Below are 16,437 nucleotides of genomic sequence, written 5' to 3' on the forward strand. Positions count from 1 at the left end.
GTCGGGGTGCTGCCTATGGAGCTTTCTTGACCAGGAGACTGCCACCTGTCGATGGATCGTCGATAGGCAGCCCGCTTTCGGCTGCGCGCGCACCGGCGCGCGATATTCGCGACTGGATTTACTGGCTGGGCGTCAGCAAGCTGGACCTGCCTGCCGGAGCCGCCTTGCACGGCGGGATGCTGACGGACCATGCCTGCCTGCGGATCATCACTGGCGGGACCTGGATTGCCGAGACGGCCAGCGGGCTGATGAAGTTCGATCCGGGGCGCGACGGCATGGCGCTCTATTTCGGACCGCAGTCGCAGCACATGAAGCTGACCGTCCAGGGCTCGTTCCGCATCCTGACCATGCACCTCAGGGCAGGCGCATCGACCGTGCTCGAAGCGCCTGCGCAGACCGAGAGCCGGGACTGCATCTACGACCACCATTCGATTGTCGGCCACGGAAACCTGGCATCGCGTTTCGACCCGGCGGCGAGCGACGAGGACTGGCTGGTCGCCATGGAGGACGAGATGCGCAAGTTTCTCTGCCTGCGCGATACGGCCCCGCCCGATCCGGTCATCACCGCGTTCGAGCGGGCCAGCCTGTCCACCCCCGACATGTCCATTGCCGGCTTTGCAGAGGAGCACGGCATCAGCCCGCGCACGCTCGAACGGCTGGTCATGCGCGATTACGGCGTGACCCCTAAGACGGTTCTGCGGCGCGCGAGGGCACTCGACATGGCAGCGGCGATCCTCGGCGTGGTCGCGCCGGACGAGCAGAGCGAACTGGAGCTTCGCTATTTCGACCAGTCCCACCTTATCAAGGAAATCCGCCACTTCTTCGGGATGACCCCGTCCGAACTGCCCCAGCGGGCCATCCCCCTGCTGCGGGTGAACCTGGAAATCCGGCAAAGCCGGAGGCTGGAAGCGATGGGGCGGTGGACGCCGGACGAGCCCCTGCCCTGGAGCAAATGACGTCCCGCGATGAGCAGGTGGGGCCTACGCCGTGGGCGGCCCCGCCCCGCTCGGCTCAATCGAACAGCGAGCTGACCGAGCTTTCATCCGCGATGCGGCGCACCGCCTCGCCGATCAGCGGTGCAATGGGAAGAAGCCGGATGCGGTCGGAATCCTGTGCGGCATCGGTGGGCCGGATCGAATCGGTAATCACCAGTTCCTTCAGCGCCGAACCGTCGACCCGGGCGACCGCCCCGCCCGACAGGACGCCGTGCGTGATGTAGGCAGCCACGCTTTTCGCGCCCTGATCCAGTAGCGCCTGCGCCGCGTTGCACAGCGTCCCGCCCGAATCCACGATGTCGTCGATCAGGATGCAATGCCGGCCCTGTACGTCGCCGATGATGTTCATCACTTCCGATTCGCCGGGGCGGTCGCGGCGCTTGTCGACAATGGCGAGCGGCGCATTGTCGAGCCGCTTTGCCAGCGCGCGGGCGCGAACCACGCCGCCAACGTCGGGCGACACGACCATCAGGTCCTGGTCGCCGTAACGCGCCTGGATATCGGCCGCCATGACCGGAGCGGCATAGAGGTTGTCGGTCGGGATATCGAAGAAGCCCTGGATCTGCCCTGCGTGCAGGTCGACCGCCAGCACGCGGTCGGCGCCGGCTTCCGTAATCAGGTTCGCAACCAGCTTTGCCGAGATCGGCGTGCGTGGCCCAGGCTTCCGGTCCTGCCGGGCATAACCGAAATACGGAACGACCGCCGTGATGCGCCGTGCGGATGCGCGCCGCAGCGCATCGATGCAGATCAGCAGTTCCATCAGGTTGTCATTGGCCGGATAGCTGGTCGACTGGACCAGGAAGACGTCTTCACCCCGCACGTTCTCGTGGATTTCCACGAAGATTTCCTCGTCCGCGAAACGGCGAACGCCGGCATCCACGAGAGGCATCTCGAGATAGCCCGCAATGGCCCGGGCCAGTGGCAGGTTCGAATTGGCGGCCATGATTTTCATGCGTGCAGTGTCCTTGGCAGGTAGCGTATCGAAAGCAGGGCGGGGGTCGGCAAACGGTCTAGGCCGGCAGCGGGAAATCGCAAGGAAGCGCGCATCCGGTTCCCCGGTTGCGTTCCCTTTCGGCGATCAGGCGCGATGCTCACCCTTGATCCAGCGCACCGTGCCCGAACTGGCGCGCATGACCACGCTTTCGGTCGTCATGATGCCGCCGCGCTTGCGCTTCACGCCTTCCAGCAGCGAGCCCGAAGTGACGCCGGTCGCCGCGAAGATACAGTCGCCCTTCGCCAGTTCGTCGACCTTGTAGATGCGGTCGAAATCCTCGTCAGGGATGCCCCATTTGCGGGCCCGCGCCTTTTCTTCGTCATTACGGAAGACGAGCCGGCCATTGAACTGGCCGCCGACACAGCGCAGGGCCGCTGCCGCCAGCACACCTTCCGGCGCGCCGCCCTGGCCCATATACATGTCGATCGTCGTGTCTTCGTCGGTCGTGGCAATAACGCCCGCGACATCGCCATCGCCGATCAGGACCACGCCGCAGCCCAGCTCTCGCAATTCTGCGATCATGGCTTCGTGGCGCGGCCGATCGAGGACGCAGACGATAATTTCGGACGGGTTCACACCCTTGGCATCGGCCACGGCCTTCACGTTCTCGGTCGGGCTTTTCGCCAGGTCGATGATGCCTTCGGGATAGCCCGGCCCCACGGCCAGCTTGTCCATGTAGGTGTCGGGCGCATTCAGCAGGCAGCCCTGTTCCGCAGCGGCCAGCACGGCCAGCGAATTGGGTCCGGCCTTCGCGGTGATGGTAGTGCCTTCCAGCGGGTCGAGCGCGATGTCGATCTTCGGCCCCTTGCCCGGCGCGCCGCCGACCTTTTCGCCGATATACAGCATCGGCGCCTCGTCGCGTTCGCCCTCGCCGATCACGACGGTGCCGTCCATGTAGAGATGGTCGAACGCCTCGCGCATCGCCTCTACCGCTGCAGCGTCGGCGGCCTTTTCGTCCCCGCGCCCGATCAGTTTCGATGCCGCGATAGCCGCGGCTTCGGTCACGCGGACCATTTCCATGACCAGAACACGGTCGAGTTCGTTTTCGGTGCGGCTTTCGCTCATGATAGCAAGGTCCTGTGGTCGCGGGAGGATGGGTCGCGACGCGCTTAAACGGGACCGTCGCCGCTGTCGAGCAATCAGGGGCGTCAGCTACGGAGGATCGGCATGACCAGCGGCTGATCCGTCAGGCTGGGCGAATTTTCGAGCAGCGCGATGGCGCGCCGGACATTCGCCACCGGACCGGCATGGGTCACCATGGCGACCAGCACGCCGTCTTCGCCCGACTCGCCGTCCTGGATCAGGCTTTCGATGGAAACGTCGGCATCGCGCATGGCCGCCGTCAGCTCTGCCAGGACGCCCGGGCGGTCGGCCACGCTGAAGCGCAGGTAGGACCGCGCGATGCGCGCACCCGAATCGGCGCGATCGGCGGCGCGCAATGTGTCTGCAAGGACCGAGAAGGGCGGCGTGCGATCGCCGCGTGCGACGGCCACGATGTCGGCCATCACGGCACTGGCCGTCGGACCCTCGCCCGCGCCTGCACCCTGGAACATCAGCCGGCCGGCGAAATTGCCCTCCGCGACGACCGCATTGGTCGCCCCGTCGATGGGCGCGAGCGGATGGTTCTTGGCGATCAGGCACGGCCGGACCCGCTGCAGCAAGCGCGGTGCGTCGCCATCGCTTCCATTGTCATCGATATCCGCCACACCGATCAGGCGCACGACATAGCCCAGCGCGTCGGCCCGGGCGATGTCGACGGCGCGCACCTGCCGGATGCCCTCGATCTCCACCCCGTCGAAATCCACCTGCGTGCCGAAGGACAGGGCCGACAGGATGGCGAGCTTGTGCGCCGCATCGACCCCGTCGATATCGAAAGCCGGATCGGCCTCTGCATAGCCCAGCTTCTGCGCCTCGTCCAGTGTTTCGGCGAAATCGGCGCCAGAGGATTCCATTTCCGACAGGATGTAGTTCGACGTCCCGTTGAGGATGCCGTAAACCCGTTCCAGCGCATTGCCCGCCGCGCCTTCGCGCAGGCCGGAGATGACAGGGATCCCGCCTGCAACCGCCGCTTCGAAGCGCAAGGCGCCGCCACCCGATTCCGACAGCTTGGCCAGGCGGTGGCCGTGATGGGCGATCATGGCCTTGTTGGCGGTGACCACGCCCTTGCCCCGCTCCAGCGCGGCTTTGGCCAGCGAAAGTGCAGGACCGTGCGATCCGCCGACCAGTTCCACCACCAGGTCAACATCGGGGTTTGAGGCCAGATCCTCCATCGTCTCTGCCCAGGCATAGGAAGCGAGATCGACACCGCGATCCTTCGCGCGGTCCCGTGCATGGACGGCGACCACCTCTATGGCCCGGCCCGCGCGCGCCTGCACCAGGTCCCGGTTTTGCTCCAGCAGGCGAAGGACGCCGACGCCCACGGTCCCGAGGCCCGCTATACCGAGGCGAAGCGGGGCGGTGTTTCGGGCGGCAGGTTTCTCGGCATGTGTCATGGCACCGGCGCATAGCTGCCCGCACGCGGCGCGTGCAGGCAGTTAATCTTCATCTCGCGCTAGCGCCCGTTGCAATCGGGACGGCCAGCCCGACTGCGCGCGGCCTTTCGCAATGGGATCAGAGATTACGCGGACACGGGCCCAGCGACTGCATCACATAGGCGTAATCGCGCTCTGCACGCTGCCGGTCGTCATTGTCGGACGACAGGTTGGCATCGGCGGGCAAGGAGGCGGGAAGGAAGCAGGCGAGCCGATACCAGCGCAGGCTTTGCGGGCGAGGCTGCATGGCGGCGCGATCGACGATTTCCGTCCAGGATACGCCCCAGGCAGGCTCCATGTCGGGCCTGCGGGTCACGGTGATCGAGGCAGGCCGCCGCCCTTCCGTATCGAGGAACAGCTGTGTTTCGGACTCGCCCACCAGGTTCCCGGCAACGGACAGGGCATCGCGGATGCCGGTCACGCGCGGCGGGGCATCCGCCGACGCGAGTTCGGCAAGGATGGGGCGCATGCGCTGCTCGGTCTGGGCCGACCACATCAGCTGCGCCGAGGGATTGACCAGCTGGATTTCCGACGCCCTGCCGGTGACGGGCCGCGCGAACAGTATCACTTCGCTCTTCTTCAGCTTGGGCGCCTTTCCCCGGGAATCGAGCGGCACGTCGACGAGATATTTCAGGGATTCGCCGACCGGGACCGTTCCCGAGATCAGCGAGAGAGTCTCCGCCTCGAGATAAAGCCGCGCGTGGCCCGGCGCGAGACCGGGGGCGCGCTCCGGCTTGACCTGCGCCTGCCGCTTCACCTCTGCCTTCAACACGAGCGGCGCACCATCGGCGAGGTCGGCCAGATCGGCATAGGTCGGCGCACCCTGAAACGGCGGCAGGCTGCCGCTTTGCGCCAGTACCGGAGCCGGCATCGTCATCGCACCGCCCATCGCTGCGACCGCCGCTACCGCCTTGAGGGCAGGGCCGTGGATACGAATGCAGAAGGGGCGTGGCATAGGGTTCTCCGGTGGGAATGGGCGCCGACCGCAGTCGGAACTTTCGCAGTTTGCACCTATTGAGACCACGATTGGCGTGAATTACCGCTTAACCGAGAAAGCGTTTGCGCCGATGCCGGTGAATGCTAAGGAACCAGCCGGTCTTGGGGAAGGCGACGATCAGAATCGGTCTCTCCATGACACTCCCGGTCGACGGCCGGAGCGGGGCTCGCCTCTACTCCATCATGGTTCGGAAATCGGGATTCGATTGATAGCGTCGGGGACTTCACCCCCCTGACAGAACCCCCTGCCGGGATCCCTTCCCGGTGCAGACGGAGTGATGCGACTGCATGGCCTACGCTGACCAAGAGATGAGCGGTAATCGCGTAATTGCGATCATCATCGTTGCTCTTATTCATGTGGCTATCGGCTATACCCTCGTCACCGGACTTGCGTACGAAGCGGCCCAGAAGGTCGTGGAGCGCGTGACGACGGTCGATATCGAGGAGCCGCCGCCCGAAGAAGAAGAACCGCCGCCCCCGCCCGAAGAAATTCCCGAGGTGGCACCGCCTCCGCCGGTGGCTCCGCCGCCGCCCATCAGCATTGCGCCGAATCCTCCGCCGGTCCGTACCGTGCAGACGATTCCGCCGCCGTCGCCGCCTGCGGTTCGTATTCCGCCGCCCGCGCCGCCGGCAGCAGCTCCGCCGCCCCCGCCGCCGCCGCCTCCTCCGCCGCCGCCGCCGCCTTCGCAGGCACGTGGAGCGTCGCCGGACGGCCTGCAGCGCTGGGCCGGCCGTATCCAGGGCGACTACCCCTCCCGCGCACTTCGCGCCGAGGAACAGGGTACCGTCACGATGCGGATCACCGTGGGCGCAAACGGACGCGTATCGGCATGTTCGGTCACTGGCAGCTCCGGCTCCAGTTCGCTGGACGACGCAGCCTGTCGCGGGATGGAGCGTTACGCACGCTACAACCCTGCGCTGAACGATGCGGGCAACCCCATCAGCAGCACGACGACGCAAGCGATCCGTTACGTCCTGCCGGACTAAGACTTTTATCCGATTAAATCTCCTTTCGAGAGGACCAGACAAATGACCTTCGAACTTCTTACCGCAGCGGCCGGGGAAGCCGCACCGCAGAACCAGTTCGGCTTCATGGAAGCCATGGAACAGGGCGGCGTGATCGCATGGGCGATCTTCGGCGTTCTCGTGATCATGTCCGTGGGCTCGTTCTACATCCTGTTCACCAAGCTGTTCGAACAGCGCAAGATCAACAGCCAGTACGAGCAGGTCCGCTCGCAGTTCTGGCGCACCAACTCGCTGAAGGACGGCGCTACCAAGCTCGAGAAGAACAGCGCATGGCGTCAGCTCGTCGACGACGCCCTCGTCGCCGAGGAACGTCACGGCAAGATGACCGACAAGCTCGAAGCCCACGACTGGATGCACGGTTCGCTGCAGCGTTCGGAAGACAGCATCAATGCCAAGCTGGCCGGCGGTCTGCCGTTCCTGGCATCGGTCGGCGCTACCGCACCGTTCATCGGCCTGCTCGGTACCGTGATCGGTATCTACCGCGCCCTGATCAATATCGGTCTCGCCGGTTCGGCTTCGATCGACAAGGTCGCAGGCCCGGTCGGTGAAGCCCTGATCATGACCGCCATCGGTCTGCTCGTGGCCGTCCCGGCCGTGCTTGCCTACAACTGGCTGCAGAGCCGTAATCGCCGGATCGCCGAAAAGCTCTCCAGCTTCTCGACCGACCTGCTGGCGAACATCAACTCGAACGGCGCTATCAAGCCGGCAGTGATGACCTCGACCTCGACGAAGACGGCCGCCACCGCTGCCAAGGCACCGGCTGCAAAGCCCGCCACGACGACGACCACCACCACGGTCAAGAAGTAAGTGCGAATGCGGGGCCGTCCCGGCGGCCCTGCTTCCACCCTCGAAAACTGGCCAACGGATAGGATGTAACCATGGCAATTTCGATGGCAGGCGGCGAAACGCCGATGTCCGACATCAACACCACGCCGCTCGTGGATGTGATGCTGGTTCTGCTGATCATCTTCCTGATTGCGGTTCCGGTCGCTATCCAGACGATCGACCAGCTGGAAGTCCCCATCATGGAATCGGTCGAGTCGGAAGATAAGGTGGAAAACCTTCTTCTTACCGTCAGCACGTCCGACGAAAACGGCCTCAGCGCCGGTGAATCCGGCTATCTTGGCGCGTCGCGCCAGGGCGAATGCCGCGTCTATTTCAACAATATCACCCCCGTGACCTCGGAAGAACTGTATGACGAGGCGTTCCGCCGTCTCGACGCAATCGTCCAGCGTGCAGGTGGCCCGGAAGCCATCCTCGACGATCCCGATGCGATCCCGCAGGTTCACATTCGCGGAGACAAGGATGCGCCGTGGCGCTGCGTTGCCGGGACCATCTACAACGTCCAGGCAGCCGGTTACCCGACCGTCGGATTCATCTCCAACCCGGTCGACCCCAACGGCTGATCGGGTAGAAGAGATTTAAGGAGCACACACCATGGCAATGTCAGGCGGCAAAGACGACGGTTCGCCGATGCTTGATATGAACATGACCCCGCTGATCGACGTTCTGCTCGTTCTGCTTATCATGTTCATCATCACCATCCCCGTCGCTACCCATGCGGTAAATATCGACCTCCCGCAGCCCGATCCCAATCCTCCGCCAGAGAACATGATCGAGCCGGACAAGAACAAGATCGTTCTGTCGCAGGCTGGCGAAATTCTCTGGAACGGAACCGCGATCAGCCAGAACGAACTGGTCCGGAACCTCCAGTTCACGAAGAACATCGATCCCGAGCCCGAATTGCAGTTCGAACCGGAATCGACCGCCAGCTACGATCTGTCGGCTCGCGTTCTCAATGTGATCAAGGCTTCGGGCGTCACCCGCTTCGGCTTCGTCGGCAACGAACAATACCGGACATTCGGCAAGGCCGAGTAACCGCGTAGCTGCAACAGACTTTCAAGAAGGGGCGGAGCGATCCGCCCCTTTTTTCTTGCCCCATGCATCTGGATACCGGCCCCCGCTGCGCCCGCTAAGCCTCGCCAAGCTCTTCGGAACCATCGACCCGCATGGCCTGTCCCGCCAGGCTCTCCGCCTCCAGCAGCAGCTCGTCGTCCACCGCCCCCTGCGGTGTCGCCTCGCGCCCGATCATCACCATGACGGGCACGGCAAGCGGGCTTACCCGGTCGAGTTCGACATGGACCAGCCGCTCCGCCGCGGTGCCGAGCAGGTCGCCAAGCCGCCCCACATCCGTCATCCTTTCCCGCGCATCGGCCCATGCCGCTTCCAGGAGGACGTGCTCGGGTTCGTATTTTCGCAGCACATCGTAGATCAGGTCGGTGCTGAAGGTGACCTGCTTGCCGCTCTTGCGCCTGCCCGGATGCTGTCGCTCCACCAGTCCGCCGATCACCGCCACCTCGCGGAAGGAACGGCGCAGCAGATGGCTGTCCTGCACCCAGTCCACGAATTCATGCGCAAGGATGTCCGGGGAAAGGAGCGGCGCCGGATCGGCCACCGGTTTCAGGCCCCAGACGGCCAGCGAGTAATCGTTCGCCACGAACCCGCCGGGCATCAGCCCACGATCCTCCATCCGCTTGGTAATCAACATCCCGAGCGACTGGTTCGCGTTCCACCCGGTAAAGGTATAATAGACCGTGTAATGCCGCTTCGCATGGGGGAAGCTTTCGACCAGCAGGTTGTCCGGCCCCGGCATTTCGCTCCGCCAGTCCTGCACTTCCAGCCATTCCCGGACATCGTCGGGAAAGCGTGCCCACCCGGCCCGATCGACCAGCATGGCTCGCACCCTGTCGGCCAGATGCGTGGTCAGCGGCATGCGCGCCCCGCCATAGGACGGGATCATCGCCGCCTTGGCAGAGGCCCGCACCACCACTTCCATGTCGCGCAGCTGTTCGACCTCCAGCGACGTCCCTGCAAAGGCGAAGGTGTCGCCCGGCGATAGCTGGGCGGCGAAGCGTTCCTCGACCCGGCCCAGCGAGCGGCCGTTGCGGAAACGCACGTCCAGCATCTCGCCGTCCATGATGATCCCGGCATTCAGCCGGTGGCGCGCCGCCTGCTCGGGATGGGTCAGCCGCCAGACCGCACTCTCTCCGCCCGCGCCCTTCTCCCGCACGATGCGCCGGAACTTGTCATAGGCCTTGAGCGCATATCCGCCGGTCGCAACGAAGGTCAGCACACGGTCCCAGATTTCTTCGTCGATCCATGCATAGGCGAGGCTGGACCGTACCTCCGCCAGCAAGGCAGCTTCCTCGAACGGCCCGGCGCAGGCGGTTCCCATCACGTGCTGGGCAAGAACGTCGAGTCCACCCGGGCGAAAATCCTCGCCGTCGCGCTGCCCGGCGTCGACCGCTTCCTTCGCCGCGGTTGCCTCCAGGAATTCGAACCTGTTGCCCGGAACCAGTATCGCCCGGCTTCGCAGATCGAGCCGGTGATTGGCCCGGCCGATCCTCTGCAGCAGCCTGCTGGAGCCCTTGGGAGCGCCCATCTGCACCACGCAATCGATATCGCCCCAGTCCACGCCCAGATCAAGACTGGCGGTCGCCACCAGCGCCCTCAGTTCGCCGCGCGCCATGGCGCCTTCGACCTTGCGCCGCGCTTCCTTGCTCAGCGACCCGTGATGGATGCCGATCGGCAGCTTGTCCTCGTTCACATCCCACAGGTGCTGGAAGATATATTCGGACAGGAACCGCGTATTGGTGAAGACCAGCGTCGTGCGATTGCCACGGATGAGGTCATAGAGCTGCGGAATCGCCCAGGTCGCCGCGTGGCCGCCCCATGGCACACGCTCCTCGTCCGGCAGCAAGATCTCGACGTCGGCCGGCGCGCCGTCCTCCCCCGCTACCAGCGCGACGCTGTCGATGTCGCCCCACGGGGCCAGCCATTCACGGTATCTTTCCGGATTGGCGACCGTGGCCGACAGTGCCGCGCGCTGCATGTCGGGTGCAATGGCCTGCAACCGCGTCAAAGCAAGCGCGAGCAGATCACCGCGCTTGCCGGTGGCAAAGGCGTGCACCTCGTCGATCACGATGCGCTTCAGCCCGGCAAAAAGCGTCTCCGCCTCCGGATAGCTGAGCAGGAGGGACAGCGATTCCGGTGTCGTCAGCAGGACATGCGGGGGCTTGTCCCGCTGCCGCCGCTTGCGATCGGACGGGGTATCGCCGCTGCGTGTCTCGACCTTGATGGGCAGGCCCATTTCCTCGACCGGGCGGACGAGATTGCGCTGCACATCGTGCGCCAGCGCCTTCAGCGGCGAGACGTAGAGCGTATGCAGCCCCTCGGGCTGCGGCGCATCGCCGAGGCGAGAGGGGGTGAAGGCGGCAAGGGTGGGCAGGAATCCTGCCAGCGTCTTACCCGCGCCGGTATCTGCGACCAGCAGGGCGTGGCGACCCGCATCGCTGGCCCCCAGCATTTCCGACTGATGCCGGCGCACGCGCCAGTCCTGCCCGGCAAACCAGGCGGTGATTTCGGGAGGAACGGTCATCGACGGGATAACGAGCGACCCGGCCACTCGGGTCCGACGTTCGAGGTCCGGGTCTCCGGACGTGCCCTGTCAGTCTTCCATACTGTCAGCGGTGTCCTCGGCGTCGGCTGCTTCCATCGCGGCTTGCAGTTCGGGAACCGAGATACCCAGCAGGCTGGCCGCGCGCGTGCGCTCCTGCGCGCTCAGGTCGTCGAATCCGCGCGGTTCGGGAATATCGGCCATGGCGGCTTCCATCCTCGCTTCGAACTCGCCCATCTGGCCCATCATGCCGGGCACCGATCCCATGATCGACGACATGAATTGCGGATCGGCTGCCATGGCCATGGATTCGCGGGCGTAGAGCGCCCCGGTCGGCGTTTCGAAGAAAGCCTTGATTTCGCCCAGCTGCGGGCCGGTGAAGCGGGTCGCGTAATAGCGTGCCATGCCGTCGCGCATCGGACCCTCAATCGCGGCGAACATTTCCCCCATGCCGCCGGTCATGGCTTCGATCATTACGTCGGCGCGGCGCGAATAGGCCGGGTCCAGCGTGGCTGCGAGCTCGGCCATCTGCTCGTCCGTCAGTTCGGGCAACCCCTCGTCCAGATAAACACTGCCCATGACGACGAAATCCGGTCCGGAGAACATGGACAACATCGGGCGCATCGTCGTGTCGAGGACGTCGACCATCAATTGTTCGTAGAACCCTTCCGGCACCAGTTTCGCGACCACATCGTTCGCCAGCGGGAGCAAGGCTTCCTGCTCTGCCGTCAACGGTTCGGCCTGGAACGCGCCGCCCATCATCTGCGCGAACTCGGCCAGTTCGGCGTCCGACATTTTCCCACCCGACATCGCTTCGTCCTGCGCCGTCGCCGGTGCCGCCATGCAAAGGGCCAGCGCGCCCAGCGGTGCAGCGATTGACATAGCAAACTTCATAACCACTCTCTCTCGCTCGCTTTGCGCAACAGTTCTATCCGATCTGCTTCCCACAGATCTTTTAGGAGCGACAGCGGAATCTCGGAGCCTCTAAATCCCGCGCAGCAAGTCGATCGGCGCACCGTCACCCTGTTCCAGAGCGGTCTTCAGCCACCCGAGATAGAGCCGATTGACCGCGACGACATCGGAGCGAGGCAAATCGAGGCGCGAAAAAAGCATAGCCAGACGCAGGCTCGAGCGGGCCTCTGTCACACTGGTTGCGAAATCGTCTTCTTCATCAAGCGCGACGCGGCGAACCAGCCCGGCTGCCATCCATGGATTGGCTTCCTCCACCCGTCGCCATGTTACGTCGGGGCCGAACAGCTGGGCCGCAGCCGCATGGGCGCGATCTCTGGCCGGGCCATCGGGAAGCGGCTCCATCTGGTCGTAATAGGCGCCAGCTTCGTTGTTTCCGGCAGGCAGATGGTCGCCCAATTCCATGACTATGAAGATGCCAAGCAAGAGGAGGCCAAAGGCCCCGGCATAAGGGCGAAAGCGATCCAGCTTGTGTAGAAAAGGATAAGTGGAAAACGCTGGCGGGTATTCCTCCGACGCACGGCCGGAACCTTCCGACGCAGACCTTTGTTCCTCGCTGCCAACAAGAACGACGCGCGGCGAGACCGGGTGTGCCTCCTGCGGCTGACTCCATTGCTCAGATCTGGAGGCGACCGCTGCTTCCGGTCGCCCGCCCTCCCAATTCTGATTCCCCCGGACCTGCTTCAGCGCATCGGTCCGTGCATTCATCAGCTGTGAATACCGCTCCGCCGGGCTGTCCAGCTTCAGCTTGCCGAGTTGGCGGCGATTGGCATCATAGATCGCAAGAGCGTCGTTCGTTGGCCGAATGCCTAGAACTTCCCATGAACTGTCAGCCATATTGCCGCGTCCAGGGTCAGTGCCCCACGCTTTCCCCGCGTTCGAGGCCGCTCAGCGCAAGTTGTTCGTCGATCTGGGCCATCAGCCGCTCCAGCCCCCCTTCGGCCTCGCTCTCGGCGCGTGCGACAAGGACATCCTGCGTGTTGGAGGCGCGCAGCAGCCACCAGCCGTCATCCGTCGTCACGCGCACGCCGTCCGTCCCGTCGACATTGGCAGGGCTGTCCGCCAGCCGCGCCTTCACTTCCTCGATCGCGGCGAACTTGCGTGCCTCGTCCACCTGGAAGCGCATCTCGGGCGTGTTCACCATCGGCTTCATCGCGCCGCGCAGCTCGGTGATCGAGCGGCCGAGATTTGCCGAGGCGGTCATCAGGCGGATGCCGGCATAAAGCGCGTCGTCATAGCCGTAATAGGTGTCGGCGAAAAACACATGGCCGCTCATCTCGCCGGCCAGCGGTGCGCCCGTTTCCTTCATTTTGGATTTAATCAGGCTGTGCCCGGTCTTCCACATGACCGGCTGTCCGCCATGCTCGGCCACGTGATCGAACAGGGCACGGCTCGCCTTCACATCGGCGATAATCGTGGCGTTAGGCGTTTTTGCGAGGAGGTCCTCTGCATAGATCATCAACAGCTGGTCCCCCCAGATGACCCGGCCTTCGCCGTCGATCGCGCCGATCCGGTCGCCATCGCCGTCGAAAGCCACACCGAAGTCGAGGTTCTTGTCCGCGACGAGGGTGCGCAGGTCGGCCAGATTGGCCTCGACAGTGGGATCGGGATGATGATTGGGAAAATTGCCGTCGACCTCCGTGAAGAGGAGATGATGTTCACCCGGAAGCTTCGAGACGAGCTTCTCGAGCGCGGGTCCGGCAGCGCCGTTCCCGGCGTCCCAGCCGATGCGCAGGTCGGCGAGACGATCCCTATCGACCCCGTCCAGTGCGGCGAGCATCCGGTCTATGTAATCGTCGAGAACGGGGCGGTGCACGACATTGCCTGTCCCGTCCGCCCAGTCCCCGGAAGCGGCCATCCGCCCGAGATCCTGGATGTCCTGCCCGAAAAACGGCCGCCCCTGAAATACCATCTTGAAGCCGTTGTAATTGGCGGGATTGTGGCTGCCGGTTATCTGAATGCCGCCGTCTATCTCTTCGCCTGACGCCTCGGCGTAATAGAGCATGGGGGTCGGCCCCAGTCCGATGGTCACGACATTGCAGCCGCTTGCCGTCAGCCCTTCGACCAGCGCGCTTTCCAGGATCGGGCTGCTGACCCGGCCATCATAGCCGACCGCCACGGTCTTGCCGCCGGCGCGGGCCAGCATCGTGCCGAAACTACGCCCGATCGCCCGGGCATCGTCGGCCTCCAGCGTTTCGCCGATAATGCCGCGAATGTCGTATTCGCGCAGAATGGTGGAGACGAAATCATGGCTCATCGCGGGGGTGTTCCTCTGGGCGTTTCATCGGGGAGTTCGTTCAGCAAAAGATCGCGCGCGGCATTGGCCTCGTGCACCTGCGCGCTGGTTCCGCCGCGGTCGGGATGGACCATGGCGACCAGCCTCTTATGCGCGGCAATTATGTCGTTTCTGTTGGCATCGGCGCGCACGCCCAGCGTCTTGCGCGCGTTGAAGAGCGCCTGCGAGCGTGTGCTGCGCGATGTCAGATACTTCCACGGCCACCGGCCGAAGACGATCCGGCAGGCGAGCGACAGAAGCGCTGCAATGACAAGGAACCGCACCATAGACGGTCACCCTACGCCGGTTCGAGCTGCAGCGCTACATTGGGAATGACGGGCAGGTTCAGGCCCTTGAGCAATTGCCTGAGCTCCTGCCGCGCGACGAGGTGGCTGGTGCCGAGATCGCCCAGATGCCCCTTGTCCAGCAGGGTCAGCCCGCTGGGGAAGAGTTCGCGGTAGATGACGCGTTCCGACAAGCCGGCGGTCACGCGGAAACCGACCCGTTTGCTGAGTTCAGCCAGCGCCTTCTCGATGCGGGCCATGTTGCGTGCTTCGGTATGGCCGGTGCGGTTGCGCACGACGACCCAGTCCATTTCGCGGCGCTGTTCCTCGATCGTGGCCTTGCTCCGCTTCAGCCGCGCTTCCCAGATCAGTTCGGCATAGAAGCTGAGGCGGCGGACCTTGAAGGTTTCCGCATCGACCTGCCCGATCAGGTCGAAATCGACGAAGCTGTCGTTGAGCGGCGTGACCAGCGTATCGGCCTGCGTCGCGGCATGGCGAGCCAGCGGATCGTCGCGGCCGGGCGTATCGAACAGGACGAAATCGGCATCGCCCGCATGGCTTTCGACCAGAGCTTCCAGCTCGGCCGGGTCGCTGCTGTCCAGCACCGCCGATTTCGCCGTGGGCAGGGTGATGCCGCGCCGTTTCGCCGTCTCCGCGCGGTTTTCGAGATAACGATCCGTCGTCCGTTGCCGCGGATCGAGATCGATCGCCGCGACCCTCGCTCCGCCATAGGCCAGCGCCACCGCGATATGGACTGCGGTGGTCGATTTGCCCGTGCCGCCCTTCTCGTTCGCGAAAACGATGCGATGGGGCTTCCTGGCGGACTGGGCTTTCATGACGTCGGGATCATCCTTGTGAAAGGCGATGCGAAAAGTGGCGGCGATGGCACACCCTCGCTATCAGAAGCCGCTAGTTTTACCGGAGGGCTGGAATCCGTGCAAACCGTCACTACGCTGGAAATGTTGAGAAATGCCGTGAGCGCCCTGCGCGGTGGGGGCGGAACGATCGCCCTGGTCCCGACCATGGGGGCATTGCATGACGGTCACCTCACCCTTGTCCGCGAAGCGAAGCGGCGTGCCGATCACGTGGCGGTCTCTATCTTCGTGAACCCGACCCAGTTCGGCGAGGGAGAGGATCTCGACGCCTATCCACGCCAGCTGGCGGAAGACAGCGCCATGCTGGAAGCGGAAGGCGTCGACCTGCTGTGGGCCCCGACAGTCGAGGCCATGTATCCGCGCGGCTTTGCCAGCTCGATCAGCGTCGAAGGCGTCAGCAGCGATTTCTGCGGTGCGGACCGGCCCGGTCATTTCGACGGTGTCGCCACCGTCGTGTGCAAGCTGTTCAACCAGGTCCTGCCGGACATGGCGCTGTTCGGCGAGAAGGACTGGCAGCAGCTGGCCGTCATCAGGCACATGGCGCGCGATCTCGACCTCTCCCGGCCGCTGGCGGAGGACATTGTCGGTATTCCGACCGTGCGCGAGCCGGACGGGCTCGCCATGTCGAGCCGCAACCGGTACCTGTCACCGCAATTGCGGGCCATGGCCGCCGCCCTGCCCAACGCCATGAAGCTCGCCATTGCCGAGATGGAGGCCGGCGGCGATGCGGCCACCTCTCTCGCCACGCTGGAACGGGTGCTGCGCGAATCCGGGTTCGACAGTGTCGACTATGCCGCTCTGGCCGATGCGAACAGCCTGCAACGGCTGGAAAGGACGGGCGACAGACCGGCGCGCCTGCTGGTCGCGGCACGAATCGGTGGAACGAGGCTGATCGATAACATGGCGGTGAAGGCCGCCGGTTAGGTCGAGGATGGAGGAAAGGTCTGGAGCGGGTAGCGGGAATCGAACCCGCATAACTAGCTTGGAAGGCTAGGGCTTTACCACTAAGCTATACCCGCGCATCCAGAGGTGACGC

The 16,437-nt window shown here is 64.5% G+C and carries 16 protein-coding genes and 1 tRNA gene; 6 read left to right on the forward strand and 11 right to left on the reverse strand.

Features of this window, described 5'->3' with window-relative positions; all coding sequences use genetic code 11:
* The first annotated feature begins 26 nt into the window (after nucleotides 1–26).
* A complete protein-coding gene (locus PF049_01515) occupies nucleotides 27–956 on the forward strand; it encodes a helix-turn-helix domain-containing protein (GenBank protein WBY16872.1) in 930 nt (309 codons plus the stop codon).
* A 55-nt stretch (nucleotides 957–1,011) separates the two neighbouring features.
* On the opposite strand, the gene PF049_01520 is transcribed toward PF049_01515, so the two are convergent.
* From PF049_01520 to PF049_01535, 4 genes are all read right to left on the reverse strand, one after another.
* The gene (locus PF049_01520; GenBank protein WBY16873.1) at nucleotides 1,012–1,947 is read right to left on the reverse strand and encodes a ribose-phosphate pyrophosphokinase; all 936 of its coding nucleotides are present in this window, start codon (nucleotides 1,945–1,947) and stop codon (nucleotides 1,012–1,014) included.
* A gap of 126 nt (nucleotides 1,948–2,073) precedes the next feature.
* Entirely contained in the window at nucleotides 2,074–3,054 is a 981-nt protein-coding gene (gene glpX / locus PF049_01525; protein WBY16874.1) for a class II fructose-bisphosphatase, read from the reverse strand.
* 83 nt (nucleotides 3,055–3,137) lie between these two features.
* Complete coding sequence (locus tag PF049_01530; protein WBY16875.1) at nucleotides 3,138–4,481, reverse strand: homoserine dehydrogenase; 1,344 nt, start codon at nucleotides 4,479–4,481, stop codon at nucleotides 3,138–3,140.
* A gap of 118 nt (nucleotides 4,482–4,599) precedes the next feature.
* Nucleotides 4,600–5,475, reverse strand: coding sequence for a hypothetical protein (locus tag PF049_01535; GenBank protein WBY16876.1), 876 nt, complete (start codon nucleotides 5,473–5,475; stop codon nucleotides 4,600–4,602).
* A gap of 329 nt (nucleotides 5,476–5,804) precedes the next feature.
* Between PF049_01535 and PF049_01540 the strand changes: the two genes are divergently transcribed.
* The 4 genes from PF049_01540 (at nucleotide 5,805) to PF049_01555 (ending at nucleotide 8,420) form a co-directional block, all read left to right on the forward strand.
* Nucleotides 5,805–6,503, forward strand: a complete 699-nt coding sequence (locus PF049_01540; protein WBY16877.1) for an energy transducer TonB — start codon at nucleotides 5,805–5,807, stop codon at nucleotides 6,501–6,503.
* Between the two features lie 42 nt (nucleotides 6,504–6,545).
* Nucleotides 6,546–7,349 carry a MotA/TolQ/ExbB proton channel family protein gene (locus PF049_01545; protein WBY16878.1) on the forward strand — a complete coding sequence of 268 codons (804 nt, stop codon included), beginning with the start codon at nucleotides 6,546–6,548 and terminating at the stop codon, nucleotides 7,347–7,349.
* Between the two features lie 71 nt (nucleotides 7,350–7,420).
* Nucleotides 7,421–7,948, forward strand: a complete 528-nt coding sequence (locus PF049_01550; protein WBY16879.1) for a biopolymer transporter ExbD — start codon at nucleotides 7,421–7,423, stop codon at nucleotides 7,946–7,948.
* Nucleotides 7,949–7,979: 31 nt separating this feature from the next.
* Nucleotides 7,980–8,420, forward strand: a complete 441-nt coding sequence (locus tag PF049_01555; protein WBY16880.1) for a biopolymer transporter ExbD — start codon at nucleotides 7,980–7,982, stop codon at nucleotides 8,418–8,420.
* A 94-nt stretch (nucleotides 8,421–8,514) separates the two neighbouring features.
* Here PF049_01555 and PF049_01560 read toward each other — a convergent pair whose 3' ends face one another.
* The 6 genes from PF049_01560 to PF049_01585 form a co-directional block, all read right to left on the reverse strand.
* Nucleotides 8,515–10,980 (reverse strand): ligase-associated DNA damage response DEXH box helicase, encoded by a 2,466-nt coding sequence (locus PF049_01560; protein WBY16881.1) that lies wholly within the window; start codon nucleotides 10,978–10,980, stop codon nucleotides 8,515–8,517.
* A 69-nt stretch (nucleotides 10,981–11,049) separates the two neighbouring features.
* Nucleotides 11,050–11,880, reverse strand: a complete 831-nt coding sequence (locus PF049_01565) for a DUF2059 domain-containing protein (GenBank protein ID WBY16882.1) — start codon at nucleotides 11,878–11,880, stop codon at nucleotides 11,050–11,052.
* A 102-nt stretch (nucleotides 11,881–11,982) separates the two neighbouring features.
* A complete protein-coding gene (locus PF049_01570) occupies nucleotides 11,983–12,804 on the reverse strand; it encodes a hypothetical protein (protein ID WBY16883.1) in 822 nt (273 codons plus the stop codon).
* Nucleotides 12,805–12,820: 16 nt separating this feature from the next.
* Nucleotides 12,821–14,224, reverse strand: coding sequence for a phosphomannomutase/phosphoglucomutase (locus PF049_01575; protein ID WBY16884.1), 1,404 nt, complete (start codon nucleotides 14,222–14,224; stop codon nucleotides 12,821–12,823).
* Nucleotides 14,221–14,529, reverse strand: a complete 309-nt coding sequence (locus tag PF049_01580; protein ID WBY16885.1) for a J domain-containing protein — start codon at nucleotides 14,527–14,529, stop codon at nucleotides 14,221–14,223. Before PF049_01580 ends, PF049_01575 begins: the two co-directional genes overlap by 4 nt.
* Nucleotides 14,530–14,540: 11 nt before the next feature.
* Complete coding sequence (locus PF049_01585) at nucleotides 14,541–15,362, reverse strand: division plane positioning ATPase MipZ (GenBank protein WBY16886.1); 822 nt, start codon at nucleotides 15,360–15,362, stop codon at nucleotides 14,541–14,543.
* A gap of 99 nt (nucleotides 15,363–15,461) precedes the next feature.
* Here PF049_01585 and panC point away from each other — a divergent pair, with 99 nt between their 5' ends.
* Nucleotides 15,462–16,325 (forward strand): pantoate--beta-alanine ligase, encoded by an 864-nt coding sequence (panC, locus tag PF049_01590; protein ID WBY16887.1) that lies wholly within the window; start codon nucleotides 15,462–15,464, stop codon nucleotides 16,323–16,325.
* A gap of 21 nt (nucleotides 16,326–16,346) precedes the next feature.
* Here panC and PF049_01595 read toward each other — a convergent pair.
* Nucleotides 16,347–16,420, reverse strand: a tRNA-Gly gene (locus PF049_01595).
* Nucleotides 16,421–16,437 lie beyond the last annotated feature (17 nt).

This window comes from Erythrobacteraceae bacterium WH01K, assembly GCA_027941995.1.
In the GTDB taxonomy this organism is placed as follows: Bacteria; Pseudomonadota; Alphaproteobacteria; order Sphingomonadales; family Sphingomonadaceae; genus CAJXSN01.